General features: G+C 72.3%; 13 protein-coding genes. 5 read left to right on the plus strand and 8 right to left on the minus strand.

Going from position 1 to position 14,744, the window contains the following annotated elements:
• Nucleotides 1–71: 71 nt before the first annotated feature.
• From cimA to QM621_RS07645, 3 genes are read left to right on the plus strand one after another with little or no spacing between them, the layout of a single operon-like run.
• Nucleotides 72–1,655 carry a citramalate synthase gene (gene cimA, locus QM621_RS07635; RefSeq protein WP_414989777.1) on the plus strand — a complete coding sequence of 528 codons (1,584 nt, stop codon included), beginning with the start codon at nt 72–74 and terminating at the stop codon, nt 1,653–1,655.
• A gap of 9 nt (nt 1,656–1,664) precedes the next feature.
• Complete coding sequence (locus QM621_RS07640) at nt 1,665–2,450, plus strand: hypothetical protein (RefSeq protein WP_414989778.1); 786 nt, start codon at nt 1,665–1,667, stop codon at nt 2,448–2,450.
• A gap of 20 nt (nt 2,451–2,470) precedes the next feature.
• A complete protein-coding gene (locus QM621_RS07645; RefSeq protein WP_414989779.1) occupies nt 2,471–3,289 on the plus strand; it encodes a hypothetical protein in 819 nt (272 codons plus the stop codon).
• Nucleotides 3,290–3,683: 394 nt separating this feature from the next.
• On the opposite strand, the gene QM621_RS07650 is transcribed toward QM621_RS07645, so the two are convergent.
• The 3 genes from QM621_RS07650 to QM621_RS07660 form a co-directional block, all read right to left on the minus strand.
• Nucleotides 3,684–5,165, minus strand: a complete 1,482-nt coding sequence (locus tag QM621_RS07650) for a flavin-containing monooxygenase (protein ID WP_414989780.1) — start codon at nt 5,163–5,165, stop codon at nt 3,684–3,686.
• A gap of 30 nt (nt 5,166–5,195) precedes the next feature.
• A complete protein-coding gene (gene helR, locus QM621_RS07655; protein WP_414989781.1) occupies nt 5,196–7,331 on the minus strand; it encodes an RNA polymerase recycling motor ATPase HelR in 2,136 nt (711 codons plus the stop codon).
• A gap of 119 nt (nt 7,332–7,450) precedes the next feature.
• Nucleotides 7,451–7,861: a hypothetical protein gene (locus tag QM621_RS07660; protein ID WP_414989782.1), complete on the minus strand. Its 411-nt coding sequence runs from the start codon at nt 7,859–7,861 to the stop codon at nt 7,451–7,453.
• Between the two features lie 101 nt (nt 7,862–7,962).
• Between QM621_RS07660 and QM621_RS07665 the strand changes: the two genes are divergently transcribed.
• Entirely contained in the window at nt 7,963–8,841 is an 879-nt protein-coding gene (locus QM621_RS07665) for a siderophore-interacting protein (protein ID WP_414989783.1), read from the plus strand.
• Nucleotides 8,842–8,848: 7 nt separating this feature from the next.
• On the opposite strand, the gene QM621_RS07670 is transcribed toward QM621_RS07665, so the two are convergent.
• The 4 genes from QM621_RS07670 to QM621_RS07685 form a co-directional block, all read right to left on the minus strand.
• Nucleotides 8,849–9,736, minus strand: coding sequence for a hypothetical protein (locus tag QM621_RS07670; RefSeq protein ID WP_414989784.1), 888 nt, complete (start codon nt 9,734–9,736; stop codon nt 8,849–8,851).
• An 89-nt stretch (nt 9,737–9,825) separates the two neighbouring features.
• A complete protein-coding gene (locus QM621_RS07675; RefSeq protein ID WP_414989785.1) occupies nt 9,826–10,521 on the minus strand; it encodes an energy-coupling factor transporter transmembrane component T family protein in 696 nt (231 codons plus the stop codon).
• Nucleotides 10,518–12,167, minus strand: a complete 1,650-nt coding sequence (locus QM621_RS07680; protein ID WP_414989786.1) for an ABC transporter ATP-binding protein — start codon at nt 12,165–12,167, stop codon at nt 10,518–10,520. The genes QM621_RS07675 and QM621_RS07680 overlap by 4 nt, the downstream gene beginning before the upstream one ends.
• Nucleotides 12,164–12,691, minus strand: a complete 528-nt coding sequence (locus QM621_RS07685) for an ECF transporter S component (RefSeq protein ID WP_414989787.1) — start codon at nt 12,689–12,691, stop codon at nt 12,164–12,166. The genes QM621_RS07680 and QM621_RS07685 overlap by 4 nt, the downstream gene beginning before the upstream one ends.
• A gap of 43 nt (nt 12,692–12,734) precedes the next feature.
• Between QM621_RS07685 and QM621_RS07690 the strand changes: the two genes are divergently transcribed.
• Complete coding sequence (locus tag QM621_RS07690; protein WP_414989788.1) at nt 12,735–13,763, plus strand: alpha/beta hydrolase; 1,029 nt, start codon at nt 12,735–12,737, stop codon at nt 13,761–13,763.
• Nucleotides 13,764–13,801: 38 nt separating this feature from the next.
• Here QM621_RS07690 and QM621_RS07695 read toward each other — a convergent pair whose 3' ends face one another.
• Complete coding sequence (locus tag QM621_RS07695; protein ID WP_414989821.1) at nt 13,802–14,740, minus strand: DUF6801 domain-containing protein; 939 nt, start codon at nt 14,738–14,740, stop codon at nt 13,802–13,804.
• Nucleotides 14,741–14,744 lie beyond the last annotated feature (4 nt).

Raw genomic sequence — 14,744 nt, forward strand, 5'->3', positions numbered from 1 at the left:
CGCGCCGCCTCCCGATCCCCGGGGGGCTTTTTTGTTGAACGAACGGATGCGAGCACCGGATAAGGAAAGCCATGACCGTCACCCCCGACCAGCGTTTCCACGTCTACGACACGACGATGCGCGACGGCGCCCAGCAGGAGGGCCTGAACCTCTCGGTGCAGGACAAGCTGCACATCGCCGCGCACCTCGACGACCTCGGCGTGGGCTACATCGAGGGCGGCTGGCCGGGCTCGAATCCGAAGGACACCGAGTTCTTCGCCCTGGCGGCCAAGGAGCTCGACCTCACGCACGCCACGCTCGCCGCCTTCGGCGCCACCCGCCGGGCCGGGGTGCAGGCCGCCGACGACCCGCTGGTCGCCGCGCTGCGCGACTCCGGCGCCTCGGTCGTCACGCTGGTCGCCAAGAGCCACGACAAGCACGTCGAGCTCGCGCTGCGCACCACGCTGGAAGAGAACCTCGCGATGGTGCGCGACACCGTCGAGCATCTGCGCGCCGAGGGCCAGCGGGTCTTCGTCGACCTGGAGCACTTCTTCAACGGCTACCTCGACAACCGCGACTACGCCCTCGAGGTCGTGCGCGCGGCCGCCGAGGCCGGGGCCGAGGTCGCGGTGCTGTGCGACACCAACGGCGGCATGCTGCCCCATCAGGTGACCGACGTCGTCGGCGACGTGCTCGCCAGCACCGGCGCCCGGCTCGGCGTACACGCGCACAACGACACCGGCTGCGCTGTCGCCAACTCGATGGCCGCCGTGCTGGCCGGGGCCACCCACCTCCAGGGCTGCGTCAACGGCTACGGCGAGCGCACCGGCAACGCCGACCTCATCACCTGCGTGGCGAACCTGGAGCTCAAGCTCGACCGGCCCGTGCTGCCCGAGGGCAAGCTCGCCGAGGCCACCCGGATCGCCCACGCCGTCGCCGAGATCACCAACTACCCGCCGTCGGCCCGTCAGCCGTACACGGGCGTCTCGTCCTTCGCGCACAAGGCGGGACTGCACGCCAGCGCCATCCGCGTCGACCCCGACCTCTACCAGCACATCGACCCCGCGCTCGTCGGCAACGACATGCGCCTGCTCGTCTCGGAGATGGCCGGCCGCGCCACCATCGAGCTGAAGGGGCGCGAGCTGGGCTTCGACCTCGCCGACGACCCCGAGCGGCTCGCCCGGCTCACCGACAAGGTCAAGGAGCTGGAGCAGGCCGGGTACACCTTCGAGGCCGCCGACGCCTCCTTCGAGCTGCTGCTCGCCGAGGAGGCAGGCGAGCGGCCGGCCTACTTCGAGGTCGAGTCCTGGCGCACGCTCGCCACCCCCGACGCCGCCGAGGCCATCGTCAAGATCGTCGCGGGCGGACAGCGGCTCGTCGTCGTCGGCGAGGGCAACGGCCCGGTCAACGCCCTCGACCACGCGCTGCGGCAGGCCATCGAGCAGCTTTACCCCGACGTCGCGCGCTTCCACCTCACCGACTTCCGGGTGCGCATCCTCGACCAGGGCAGCGGCACCGACGCGATCACCCGCGTCCTCATCGAGACCTCCGACGGCGAGGACTCCTGGGTCACCGTCGGCGTCGGCGCGAACATCATCGAGGCGTCCTGGATCGCGCTGACCGACGCGCTCGCCTACGGCCTGCGCGCGCACGGCGTGGCCCCGGTCGGTCGCTGAGGCCGTCCGGTGGCGCACAGGCGGAGCGCCCGGTCGCGGGAACGACGGCGACGGTGGCGGCGGATCGCGCTGGCGCTGCCGGTCCTGACGACGATCCTGCTGATCGCCGTGGTCGGCGGGCTGATCATCGTCGAGCAGCAGTCGCAGGTCCGCACCACGGAGGAGGCCGACGCCGTCGCGCAGGACTTCCTCGCCGAGGTCGACGCCTTCCGCACCGACCTGACCGAGTTGATCGAGGCGGGCCGCGAGGGGCCGCCGGCGGAGTTGAAGGCCCGGATCGAGGCGCGGATCGCCGAGCCGCCGACCCTGCCGGAGCTGACCGGCGAGGGAGCCGACCTGTCCCGCGAGTACCACGACGCGCAGTACGTCGAGGCCGCTCTGCTCGACCCGTACACGGAGCTGGTCGACGTGCTGGGCAGGACCGCCGTCGCGCGCGACTTCATCGGCGCCGCCGGCGCCGCTCTCGCGCTGCGGGTGGAGGACCTGGCGGGCTCGACCACCATCGAGAGCACCGAGGTCGTGGAGGGGCAGGTCATCCCGGCGTTCGAGGACGCGCTGGCGACCTTCGAGGCGGTCCCGGTCCCCGCCGGCCAGGAGGAGCTGGCCGGGCAGGTCGCGTCGGCGCTGCGCCATGTCGTCGACGAGTGCCGGCTGCTGGTCAGCCTCGCCTCGGCGGGTCAGTCCTACTCGTTCAGCTACGGCGAGCAGGTCGCGGTGGCGCAGGAGGGCGTGCGGCTCTACGGGCTCACCGTCGACGCCGACCTGGCCACGGCCGTCGACGCCGCGCTGCTGTGAGATCCGGGTTAGTGTGAACTATGAGCACACGCGCCAAGGTCGTGATCTTCTCCTGCGTCTTCGGGCTTCTCGTCGTGGCGGGCATCGCCGCGACCGTCGTCTTCCTGGTGATCCAGCAGAACCGGAAAGAGGACGTCGCCGAGGCCGACCGGGTGGCTGCGGAGTATCTGGAGGCCGTCGCGGACTTCCGTGAGGAGCAGGCGGAGAGGATCGGCCGGAAGACCGACGACCCGGAGGCGGCGCTGGAGATGGTCGAGGACGCGCAGAAGGAGATCCCCGAACTGGGCGCGGCCCCGGAGTACGGCCGCGAGAACTCCGACGACTACGCGGAGGCCGGGCGAGCCGAGGAGCGGGCGGCCGACGACCTCGACGCGTTGTCGGGCGTGGTCGGCGAGGCGCTCGGCACCGGCGACTTCGTCGCGGCGGCGACGGCCGCGCTCGACGGCGAGGCTCCGCAGGGCTTGCTCGGCACGGGGCCGTTCGCCGACGGCCAGCCGGTCCGCGACACTGCGATCCCGGGTATGCAGGCGATCAAGGACGATTTCGAGGCGGTGGAGGTGCCTGACGGCTTCGAGGACGCCGCTGAGGCGACGTCGGCGGCGCTGCAGCACGTGATCGACGGGCTGGGTGCGATGGCGGCGTCATTGGACGGTGGACAGTCGTACTCCTTCGAGTATGACGCGGAGTACAACGAGGCTTTGGAGGCGGTCTTCGCCGCGGTCGACGACACGGAGTCGACGCTGGACGACGCCGTCGAGGCCTTCGGCGCGGGCGAGGAGGTCGAAGACCCGTCGGACGACAGCCAGGACGAGTCCGTGGCGTCGAGGAGCCGGCCTTGATTTTTCGTGCGACACGGTGGCGCGAGTGTGGTGTGAATGCGCGGAAGTTCCTGTCCTGTTCGAGAAAATTGGACGTGTCGAAGGTCGGACCTCGTCGGAGCCTTCGGCGGGCGGCTGTGGATGTGGGCGGCTGACGTCCTGGACGTGGTTGACGCGCGAACGGGCGAACAGGATGCTCTGACCCCCGGAGAAGATCGGGGGCTTCCAGCACTCGGCCAACGTGCCGGTTCAGGGCGTCGGCACGTGGGCGCGCCTGGCGAACCCAACGGGTATGGGGGAACCGACGCCGGCGAAGCTGGCGTGTCAGCCTGAGGGCGATCTGACGGCTGAGGACCTTCCCGCCTGCGAGATCACGGGTCGTGATTTCGGGACACCGTGACGGACTCGGCGGCGCTCAGCGGCTGAAGGAGTAGTCCGACATCGGGACGCGCCGGTTGCGCCAGCGGACCTCGGGGGTGAGGGCCGGGCGCAGCGGCACGTCGCCGTGACGGCTGAAGTAGTAGCTGTTCGCGCCCCGGCAGGAGTCCTGCCAGAACACTTGGCGGCCGCGTCGGCGCATCATCTCGGCGAAGAAGGCGTCGTGCGCGGCGGCGGTCACCTCCACCCGGGTCGCCCGCGTCCGGTCGGCGTGCCGCAACACCCGGGTGATGTGCGCCGAGGCCGCCTCGATGAGCGTGAAGAACGACGACCCGTTGTAGGCGTACGGGCCGAACATCGTGAAGAAGTTCGGGAAGCCGCGCACCGACACGCCCTGGTAGGCCTGCAACCGGTGCTCGTCCCACCAGTCGCCGAGGTCGACGCCGCCCGCGCCGGTGAGCCGGTACGACGGCAGCGCGTCCTTGTCGGTCACTTTGAAGCCGGTCGCGAGCAGCAGCACGTCGAGCTCGTGGACGGTCCCGTCTGAGGTGACGACCCCCTCGGCCGTGACCCGCTCGATGGAGCCGGTCTCCAAGGCGACGTCGTCGCGGTTGAAGGTCGACAGGTAGCTGTTGTGGAAGCTCGGCCGCTTGCAGCCCAGGCCGTAGCGCGGGGTGAGCCGGTCGCGGGTCTCCGGGTCGCGCACCTGGCTGCGCAGGTAGGCCAGCGCCAACGGCTCGACTGCCTTCGTCACCGGCAGCAGGCCGTGGAAGTGCGCGATGAAGGGGAACATCGCCTCGACGTAGGCGTCGCTGGCGAACCGGGCGATCCGTTTCGCGCCGGGCGCCTTCTCCAAGGCGACGCGGGCCGGGGCGGCCAGGGGCACGTCGGCCTTCGGCAGGCACCAGATGGGCGTGCGTTGGAAGACCGTCAGACGGGCGGTCTCCGGCGCGATCTCGGGGATGATCTGCACCGCTGAGGCACCCGTGCCGATGATGCCGACGCGCTGTCCGGCCAGCGCGACGCCGTGGTCCCAGCGGGAGGTGTGCATGACGGTCCCGGCGAAGTCGTCGAGGCCGTCGATGTCGGGCCGCTTCGGCTGGCTCAAGGGTCCGCCCGCGTGGACGAGGTAGCGCGCGGTGAGGTCGCCGCCGCTCGTCGCGACCCGCCACAGCCGGGCGTCCTCGTCGAAGACGGCCTCGGTCACGCGGGTGTTCAGCCGGAACAGGTCGGCCAGGCCGAACTCCTCGACGCAGCGCGCCGCGTACTCCTTCAACTCCGCGCCCTTGGCGTAGGTGCGCGACCAGTCGCTCTGCTGGTGGAAGGAGAACTGGTAGCTGAACGACGGGATGTCGACCGCGACGCCCGGATAGGTGTTCCAGTGCCAGACGCCGCCCGGCTCGCTGGCGTCGTCGACGATCAGCAGGTCGTCGAACCCGGCCCGCCGCAGGGCGATGGCCATGCCGATCCCGGAGAATCCGCCGCCCACGATGACGACCTCGTGATGTACGCCGCTCACAGTGCTCCTTCGCCCGGTGTCGCGCCGAGGCTACCGGGTGAGCAGGGCCAGCTGTCCGGTCGCACGGGTCATCGCGACGTAGCGGTCCACCGCGCCGGTGACCCCCTCGCCGAGACCGTCGGGGTCGACCAGCACGACGAGGTCGAACTCCAGGCCCTTCGCCTCGACCGGCGACAGCGAGCGGACGCGGTCGGTCGAGGCGAAGGAGGGGTCGCCGATCACGCAGGCGACGCCGTCGTCGTGGAGGGCGGGCCAGTCGTCCAGGATCGTGGCGAGGTCGTCGGCGTGGCCGTGCAGGACCGGGACGCCGGTGGAGCGGATCGAGGTCGGCACGTTGGCGTCGGGCAGCGCGCCGCGGATCACCGGGGCGGCCTCGGCCATCACCTCCTCGGGCGTCCGGTAGTTCACGGTGAGGCGGGCCAGCCGGGCGTGGTCGAGGCCGACCCGTGCCAACCGCTCCTCCCAGGGCTCCGGGAAACCCTGTCGAGCCTGCGCGCGGTCGCCGACGATCGTCAGGCTCCGCGAGGGGCAGCGGCGCAGCACCATGCGCCACTGCGCGTCGGTCAGCTCCTGCGCCTCGTCGACCACGATGTGCGCGAACGGTCCGGCGAGCCGGTCGGACGTGTCCTGCGGCGCGGCGTTCTCGTCGACGAGCGTGGTCCGCATGTCCGTGCGGCGCAACATCGACATCACTTGCATCTCGGAGTCGTCGGAGGCCACCAGGTGCTCGATCACCTCGGTCATCTCCTCGGCCTGTGCGGCGAGCGCGGCCTCGCGACGGCGGCGACGCCGGGAGGCCTCGGGGTCGCCGAGACGGTGGCGGGCGGCGTCGAGCAGCGGCAGGTCGGCGGTGGTCCACGCCTGCGGTTCCTCGCGCTGGAGGAGTCGGACCTCGTCGTCGCTCAGCCAGGGCGCGCAGCGGCGCAGGTAGGCCGGGACCGACCAGAGGTCGCCGACGAGGTCGGCCGCGTCGAGCGTCGGCCAGGCCCCGCCGAAGACGTCGAGCAGACCCTCGTCGGTGGCGAGGGCACGGCGCAGCCGGTCGCGGGGCGCGTCCTCGTCGTCGTTCTGGTCGAGCAGGATCGTCAGCAGCGCCTCCCAGATCTGGTCGCGCGCCTCGTTGTGGGGCGTGCCGGGGTCGGGGGTGGCGAAGGCCTCGGCCCAGTCGGCGGCGGTGAGCCGGGCGGACCCCCACGCGGTGTCGATCCGCAGCGTGTCCGTCGGCGGCTCCTCGTAGAGCGCGACCGCAGGCTCGATCGCGTCGACCATGCGGCCGTCGGCCTTCAGGGCGGCCGAGCGGGGATCGTCGTCGGGGCGGGTGGTCGCCCCCTCGGGGACGAGGTCGGCGACGACGCAGGTCCGCACGCCGTCCTCGCCGAGGCTCGGCAGCACGTCGGCGACGTAGGAGAGGTAGGGGCGGTGCGGCCCGACCACCAGCACGCCGCCGCGCCGTTCGTCGACCAGCGGGTCGGCGTAGAGCAGGTAGGCGGCGCGGTGCAGCGCGACGACGGTCTTGCCGGTGCCGGGTCCGCCGTCGACCACGAGCGGGCCGCGTGAGGAGGCGCGGACGATGGCGTCCTGGTCGGCCTGGATCGTGCCGAGCACGTCACGCATGCGCGGGGAGCGGCTGGCCCCGAGGCTCGCGATGAAGGCCGAGTGGTCGTCGAGCGCGGCCGACGGGTTCGTTCCGGTGAAGTCCTCGTCCCAGTAGTCGGTGATCTGTCCGTCCGTCCAGCGGTAGCGGCGACGGGTGGCGACGCCGAGCGGACGGGCGTGGGTGGCGGCGAAGAACGGTTCGGCGGCGGGCGCTCGCCAGTCGACCAGCAGCGGTTCGCCGCCTGAGTCGCTCAGGCCGAGCCGGCCGATGTGGAGCGACCCGGCCGACGAGGTGATCGTGCCGAGGCAGAGGTCGAGGCCGTGGCGTCGCAGCGTCTTCAGCCGGGCGGTGAGGCGGTGGACCTCCTGGTCGCGGTCGAGGGCCTGCTGTCCGGGTCCGGCCGGGGCTCGTCGGACGGTGGCGAGGTGGTCGGACAACTCGGCGATGGCAGCGGCGAGCCGGTCGGCGACCATCTGGAGATGGCGTTCGTCGTCGGCGATCAGGGCGGGATCGGCCTTGGCGTGGAGACGTGCGGGCAGGGCGAAGACGGGGCGGGGCGAGGTGTTCACAGGGGCTCCGAGGGGGCGTCGGCGATGGGCAGGCCAGGCATTCTGCCCCCTCATCCAGGGCTTGCGGCAAGCCCCCAGGTGGGATATAAACTGAAATGGCAAGGAGATCCTGGGGCAGTTCACACCGCGACGAGACCGACGCCCGCCTCCAGCAGACGGTGGCCGAAGGCGCGTCCGAGCGCTGTCCACCCCGCATACGATCCGACGGTGCCGATCACGATCAGTGCGGCCACGACCTGCGACATGCTGGCGAGGTCGAAGACCACCCACGTGGTGCTGGCTTGAAGTCCTCCCAGCACGACGGCTCCGACGTGCCAGCGCCAGGCGCCCCAGAAGCGGTAGAGGCCGGGGGCGAAGGGCAACTCCAGCGCGAGTCCGACGATGCCGGCGACGAGTGGATAGAGCAGCGGCAGCGTCACGCCGATCACGGCGATGGCCCAGATGGACGGCGCGAAGGCGGCGGCGCCGAGCGTGCCGAGCGCCGCGCAGACGAGGAGTTCGCGAGTGGAGGTTCCGTCGCGGGCCAGCATGAGGTCTGATCTTAGGGCACCCTGACAGGTGTCTGATTTTCATCAGGTATCTGTCCGATAGTCTGGTTTGGTTCTGAGGGTGACGACAGGGGAGTGAGTTCATGGGCACGGCACGCGAGGCGGCGGGTGACGTCCCCGAGGCGTTCTTCCTGAAGTGGGACATCAAGATCCGTCAGTTGGAGGTCCGCTTGACGGAGCAGGTCACGCCGCGCATGCTGCGGGTGTGGCTGGGCGGGCCGGACCTGGCGGGATTCGAGAGCCATCTGCCCGACGAGCACGTCAAACTCGTCTTCCCCGACGCCGACACCGGCGAGACACGCGCCCCCGCCCAGGACGGCGACCATCTCGACTGGCCGCGCCCGATGCCGCCGACGCGTGAGTACTCCATCCGTGACTATGACGGCGAGCGGATCGCCCTCGACTTCGTCGTGCACGAGGGCGGCCTCGCCTCGGCCTGGGCGCAGAACGCACGGCCCGGCGACCTCATCTGGGTGGCGGGGCCGCGTCCGAGCCGCACGGTGCCAGAGGAGTTCACCCACCGGATCCTGCTCGGCGACGAGACCGCGCTCCCGGCCATCGGCCGGTGGCTGGCCGAACTGCCGCGTGACGTGACCGGCGTGGCGGCCATCGAGGTCGCCGACGACCGCGAGCGTCAGGAGCTGGACGCGCCCGAGGGGGTGGAGGTCGTCTGGCTGTCACGCGACGGCGCGCCCGCGGGCACGACCTCGCTGCTGGCCGACTTCGTCCAGAATCTCGAGCTTCCAGCCGACCGGCACACCTACCTGTTCGCGGCGGCCGAGTCGTCGATCGTCAAGCCGATCCGCCGTTGGGCGCGCGCCCACGGGCTCGGGCCGGGCCAGAGCGAGGTCAAGGGCTACTGGCGGCGCGGCAAGACCAGCCAGGTCAGCACGGCCGCGATCATCGCGGACAAGGCGCTGCACGCGGTCCAGCACGCCCTGGGCCGCGACCACGACCACTGAGCGTCGGTCAGGAGAAGATCTGGTCGAGGTGGTCGGCGGTGACCGCCGCCTGGATCCACCGCTCCAACTGCTCGGAGTCGGCCGCGAACACCCGGTCGCGCAGGGCGTCCGGCACCTCGAAGCCGCGGGTACGCAAGATGGTCAGCAGACTCCGCGCCTCGCCCTCCGCGACGCCTTCTGACTTGCCTCGGGAGAGGCCTTCGCGGACACCCTTCTCGTGCGCGCGTTGGTTGTCCTCGCTGAACCAGCGTCGAGGAATCGTGCTCGTGCTCATGTACTCACTCCATTCGTCGCGGACCGCCGCCGACATGACCGCCTTGACAAGGTCATGGTACGAGGTGGCGGCGTCGAGGCCCAGGCGTTCGCTCAGGACCTCGACCGCCGCCGCATACGCCGGGAACCCGTCACTCGCTCGCTGCTCGCGACCGTGCGCCATCATGCCGAAGACCGCCAGCTCCGGGGAATCCTCCGCTTGATGCGGATCGAGGACGAGCGGCAGATCGTCGGGAGTGACCACGAACGGGTGGATCCGCACGCTCACGCCGACGTCGCCCAGCCTGTCCCGATATCGCGCGCCGACCCTGGCGTCGGGGCAGTAGACCATCAACGCCGCGTCCACCCGCGCCTCGTTCTCCAGATGCGTCACGTAGAGCGGCCAGGACCATCGTTTCTCCGGGTCCCACGCCCGCTGCACTTCGAACACCACGGCGAACCGCGTCGTGCCGTGGGCGTCGGAGAAGACGAAGGCGGCGTCGGCGTGCAAGGTCCGGGGCTGGATCACCCGCGACGCCTCGGAGAACGGGCTCGCTGACAGGCCCGGCGACACGCTGACGCCGAACCGGGACGACAGCACCTGCGTCATCAGTTCGGGAACGCGTCGGATCAACTCGATCACGGCCTCATGCTCTACGGACGGCATGCGTCCGACTCAAGCGCAGATCGCCGGAACTGTCACTTGGCCGTGGCTGAGATCTGTGGATAACCTCAGCGCGGCAGGCAGACGAAGATCGCGGTGGTGAGGGCCCAGGCGAGGAAGACCAGGATCGTGTCGGTCCAGCGCCAGCGTTCCTGGGCGCGTTCGGTGCGGCCGCGGGCGTCGACGAAGCCGCGGGCGTCCATCGCCAGGGCGACCCGCTCGGCGTGCCGGACGTGGCTGGCGGCCAGCGGGACGACCATGCCCGCCGACGACCGCAGCCGTCCGGTGGTCGTGCCGCGGGCGCGGCGGGTCGTGCGGATCGTGGCCAACTCGTGTTGGAGCCGGGGGAGCATGCGGGCCGACAGGCGCAGGACGTAGCCGTGCCGGGCGGGCAGTCTGGCCTGCTGCACGAGCGCCCGCCCCAGCCGGTCGACGCCCACACCGACGCCGGTCAGCATCGACAAGGTGGTGAGCGCCGCGATGCGCAGGGCGGTGGCGACGGCCCGTTCGGCCACCGTGACGCCCTCGGGCACCCGGGCCGGATCGGTGACCAGCATCAGCACGCCCGTCATGATCGGCAGGGCGATCAACAGCACGACCAGCCCCCGCCACTTGGCTTTCGCCGAGACGCCCGGACTGAGAGCCAACACGACGACGGCGACGGCCGCGAACACGGCGGGACGCTGGACGTCCCGGGTGAACAGCACGCCGATCATGGCGGGCAGGGTCGCGACGAGGAGCGCGAGCGGACTGACGCGGCTCATGCGGCTCCTCCGGGGATCTGGGCGAGCGTGGTGACCTCACGCCAGGCGGGATGTCGGCTCAGCGCGGCGGTGGCGGCGGCGAGCGCGGGTGGGCGGAGTCCGGCGGAGGTCAGCAGCTCGCGGTCGGCCAGCACGACCGACGGCGGCGCGTCGGCGACGATCCGGCCTTGGTCGAGCACGACCACGCGGGTGGCGTGGTCGGCGACCAACTGCAGGTCGTGGGTGACCACGACGACGGCCGTGCCGCTGGCGCGCAGGCCGGCGAGCCGGTCCATGAGGGCGCGGGCGCGGTCGTGGTCCTGGCCGTAGGTCGGCTCGTCGAGCAGCAGCACCTCGGGTCCGGTGACGAGCTCGGCGGCGACCGACAGGCGACGTTTCTGCCCGCCCGACAGGGTCAGCGGGTGGGCGTCGGCGCGTTCGCGCAGGCCGGTCTCGTCGAGCACCGGCTCGACCCGCGTCGCGATCTCGGCGGGCGGGGTCTTCGCGACGCGCAACCCGTGGGCCAACTCGTCGGTGACCCGTGCGGTGACGATCTGGTGCTCGGGGTTCTGGAAGACGACGCCGAGGCGGCGGCGCAGGTCGGTCGGACGGCAGTCGGCCGGGTCCACCCCCGCCACGCCGATGGAGCCGGAGGCGAGCGGCAGCAGTCCGGCGAGCGCGTGCAGCAGCGTGGTCTTGCCCGCGCCGTTGCCGCCGAGCACCGCGACCAGCTCGCCCGGCGCGACGTCGAGGTCGCAGCCCGACAGCACCTCGTGCTCGCCGCGCCGCACGACGAGGCCGCGCGCCGTCAAGACCGGCTCGGCGCCGACCGCCGGCGGTACGACGGGCAGCGGGTCGGGCAGAACCGCGGCGTCGAGCGCGGCGGTCAGTTCGGCGACGCTCAACGGGTCCGGCGACAGGTCGACGCCCGCACCCCGCAACTGACGCGCCACCCGCACCCCGGCGGGCAGCCAGACGCCCAGCGCGGCGGCGCGCTCGGCCGACGGGCCGCGCAGCACCTCCTCCGGCGTCCCGTCGAGCGCGATCCGTCCGTCGTGGTCGAGCACGACCAGCCGGTCCACGAGGTCGATGGCCTCGTCGATCCGGTGCTCCACCAGCACGAGCGTGTGCTGGCGTTCCTCCCGGATACGAGCCAGGACCGCGTAGACCTCCTCGACGCCCTCGGGGTCGAGGTTCGCGCTCGGCTCGTCCAGCACCAGCACGGGCGCCTCCATGGCGAGGGCTCCCGCGATGGCGAGGCGTTGGCGTTGCCCGCCGGACAGGAAGCGCGGGTCGGCGTCGTGCCTCTCGGCCAGCCCGACGAGCGCCAGCGCCTCGGTGGCGCGGCGCTCGATCTCGGCGGCGGGCAGGCCGAGGTTCTCCGGGCCGAAGCAGGCGTCGTCGAAGACGGTCGCGCCGACCACTTGCGCGTCGGGATCCTGGAACACGGTCGCCACCGACCCGCCGACGCGGAGAGTCCCGCCGACCGTGGCGGGGATGGACCGGCCCATGAGCCCGGCGACGGTGAGTGCGAGCGTGGACTTGCCCGACCCGCTCGGACCGAGCAGCAGCACCGACTCGCCCGCCGCGACGGACAGGCTGAGGTCGGCGAGCGCGGGCCGCTCGGCGCCGGGGCGTCGCACGCCGACGCCGTCGAGTTCGATCACGCCGCGACCACCCCCACGCCGGCCGCCTGCAGGCGGTGGCCGAAGGCGCGGCCGACGGCCGTCCAGAGCAGATAGGAGCCGACCGTCGTCCCGGCGAGCCAGTAGGCGAGCACGGGGGAGAGGCTGCCGAGGTCGAGGGTGACCCAGGTGGCCGTCAGGGTGAACAGGCCGAGCAGCGTCGTGCCGAGGTACCAGCGCCAGGCGCCCCAGTGGCGGTAGCCGCCGAGCGCGAAGGGAAGTTCGAGGGCGAGCCCGACGACGGCGAGCGACTGGATGCCCCCCGCCCCGTTGGGCGAGACCGGCAGGCTCGCGAAGGCCACCGTCAGGCAGGTCAGCAGCGCCACGCCGGGCCTGCGCAGGATCATCTGCGCGATGGTCGGCGCGCAGGTCGAGACCCCCACGAGCAGCGGGTACAGCACGGGGACCGCCACGCCGACGACCGAGAACATCCAGATCGCCGGCACCTGCACGACCGCCCCGAGGGTGCCGAGCGCGGCGCAGACCAGCAGTTCGCGGGTGGTCATCGACCCTCTCTTTCTCCGGACGGGATCACTACACTCATCGGACATGGACGCATGCGGCCAGGTGGTGGGCTCACAGGTGCTCGATCCCGTCCAACGTCTCGACGGGAGTCATCATGCCGTCTCGTTCGCCTACGCGACGGTGGGCGCGCGCGGCGAGCCCCGCACGGCCACGGCGAGCCTCCATCTGCCGGCGGGCGTCGAACGGCCCCCGGTGCTGGTGTTCTGCCACGGCACCAGCGGCGTGGGGGAGCAGTGCGCGGTGTCGTTCGGTCTGGCCGCCTGGATGGGCGAGGATCTGGCGGCCTGGACGGCGGCGGGCCTGGCGGTGCTGGCCGTCGACTACGCAGGCCTCGGCAGCCCCGGACCGCACGCCTACCTGCACGCGCGGAGCACGGCGTTCCAGGTGGTCGACGCGCTGCGGGCCGCGCATCTGCTGGCCGACCTCGACCCGCGCTGGGTGGCGATGGGCGGCTCGCAGGGCGGGCACGCCGCGCTCGCCGCGTCGTCGTACGCGGTCGGCCGGGCCGACGGGCTCGACCTGCGCGGCGTGGTCGCGCAGGCCCCGCCGACCGATCTGACGCTGCTCCTGCGCGCGGCCGGACCGTGGGTGCCCCGGCTGCCCGTGCCCGACCTGGTCGCCTATCTGGCCTACATCCTGCACGGGCTGGAGGCGGCCCGGCCGGAGCTGCGTCCGCTGCTCGACGACCTGCTGACCGACGACGGACGCGAGCTGGTCGACTCCTCGCCCTGGTACGCCTACCAGGAGCTGGTGGCCCGGACGCGGGGCCGGTCGGTCGGATCGATGACGCGCCGGGGCCTGCGCGGCACGGAGGTCCTGCGAGCGGTGGGGGAGACGTCCACGCTGCCGGCGGTCCGTCACCCGGCGCCTGTGCTGGTGCAGCAGGGCGTCCTCGACCCCGTGGTCCCGGTGTTCGGCACTCATCGCTACGTGCGTCGCTGCCGCCGCGCCGGGTCGTCGATCACCCACCGCGTCTATCCCGCCGCCCACGCCGTCTGGCCCGCCGCCAGAGCCGAGGCGCTGCGCTTCAGCGTGGAGCGGATGGCGGAGTGACGTCCCCTCGGGGTTCGGGGACAGGGGGCGAAGCGGCGTCACTGGTCGGCGTCGAGGCGTCGGGCGGTGCGGACACGGCTCCAGGCGAGGACGCCGTAGAGGGCCAGCAGGAGGAGCAGGGCTGCCAGCAGCGGCACGAGGCGGCCGGACAGCGGACCCTCCTGCGCGACGTCCTGGGCGGCGACCCGGAAGGTGGCGGCGTTGTCCTTCGCCTCGGACTCGGCCTCGCCGGAGGGGGCCGGGGTCGCGACGACCGTCGGGGTCTCGGGGGCGGCGTCGGCCGTCGCGGCTGTCGAGCCGGGCGCCGCCTCGGCGTCGTCCGTCCCGTCGGTGCTGATCGGGATGGTCGTCAGCGGGTTGCCCGCTCCGCCGGTGTCGTAGCAGAACAGGCCGATGCTCTGCGCGCCCGTGTCGCCGTAGGCCGTGGCCATCGCGGTGAAGGCGACCATCTTCGGCTCGAGGTCCTGGCGGGGGCTGGTGACGGTGCCGTTGCGCGGGCCGGCCACCACGACCTGGCCCGTCGCGCCTGTGGGCACGGTGAACGAGTTGACGGTGAACGAGGCGTGCACCGTCAGCGGGTTGCCCACGCTGTTGCGGGGCGCGACGAGACGGCTCGTCCGCACGACGGCGGTCTGGCCGCCGATGGTGACCGGGACGGTGAAGGTGTCGGAGTAGCCCTCGACGGCGGTGATGTTGGCGTACGAGGCGGCGGCCCGCACGTTCTCGGGAAGCCGGAGGGTCACCGACCCGGAGACGTCGACCGACTCGCCCGGCGCGACGCTCGCCGGAGCGTCGATCTGGAACATCAGCCCGACCGTCGCCGGGTCGGCCACGCCGGCCACCCGGCAGGTGTAGGACAGCTGGACGGTCGACTGCTGGCGTTCGGCGGCCTGGGCGGCGGGAGGGGCCGTGAGCGCGGCGACGAGCAGGCAGGCGAGCAACGGGAGCCGGAGCAGCGGGCGCGAGGCGAGGGTCATCGTG

The organism is Aeromicrobium sp. (assembly GCF_047606445.1).
GTDB lineage: Bacteria > Actinomycetota > Actinomycetes > Propionibacteriales > Nocardioidaceae > Aeromicrobium.

Coding starts and splice junctions, on each gene's coding strand:
- QM621_RS07660 (WP_414989782.1), bottom strand. CDS start 7,861: ATGCTGGCCCGCGACGGAACCTCCACTCGCGAACTCCTCGTCTGCGCG.
- QM621_RS07685 (WP_414989787.1), bottom strand. CDS start 12,691: ATGACCACCCGCGAACTGCTGGTCTGCGCCGCGCTCGGCACCCTCGGG.
- QM621_RS07690 (WP_414989788.1), top strand. CDS start 12,735: ATGGACGCATGCGGCCAGGTGGTGGGCTCACAGGTGCTCGATCCCGTC.
- QM621_RS07645 (WP_414989779.1), top strand. CDS start 2,471: ATGAGCACACGCGCCAAGGTCGTGATCTTCTCCTGCGTCTTCGGGCTT.
- QM621_RS07675 (WP_414989785.1), bottom strand. CDS start 10,521: ATGAGCCGCGTCAGTCCGCTCGCGCTCCTCGTCGCGACCCTGCCCGCC.
- QM621_RS07695 (WP_414989821.1), bottom strand. CDS start 14,740: ATGACCCTCGCCTCGCGCCCGCTGCTCCGGCTCCCGTTGCTCGCCTGC.
- cimA (WP_414989777.1), top strand. CDS start 72: ATGACCGTCACCCCCGACCAGCGTTTCCACGTCTACGACACGACGATG.
- QM621_RS07665 (WP_414989783.1), top strand. CDS start 7,963: ATGGGCACGGCACGCGAGGCGGCGGGTGACGTCCCCGAGGCGTTCTTC.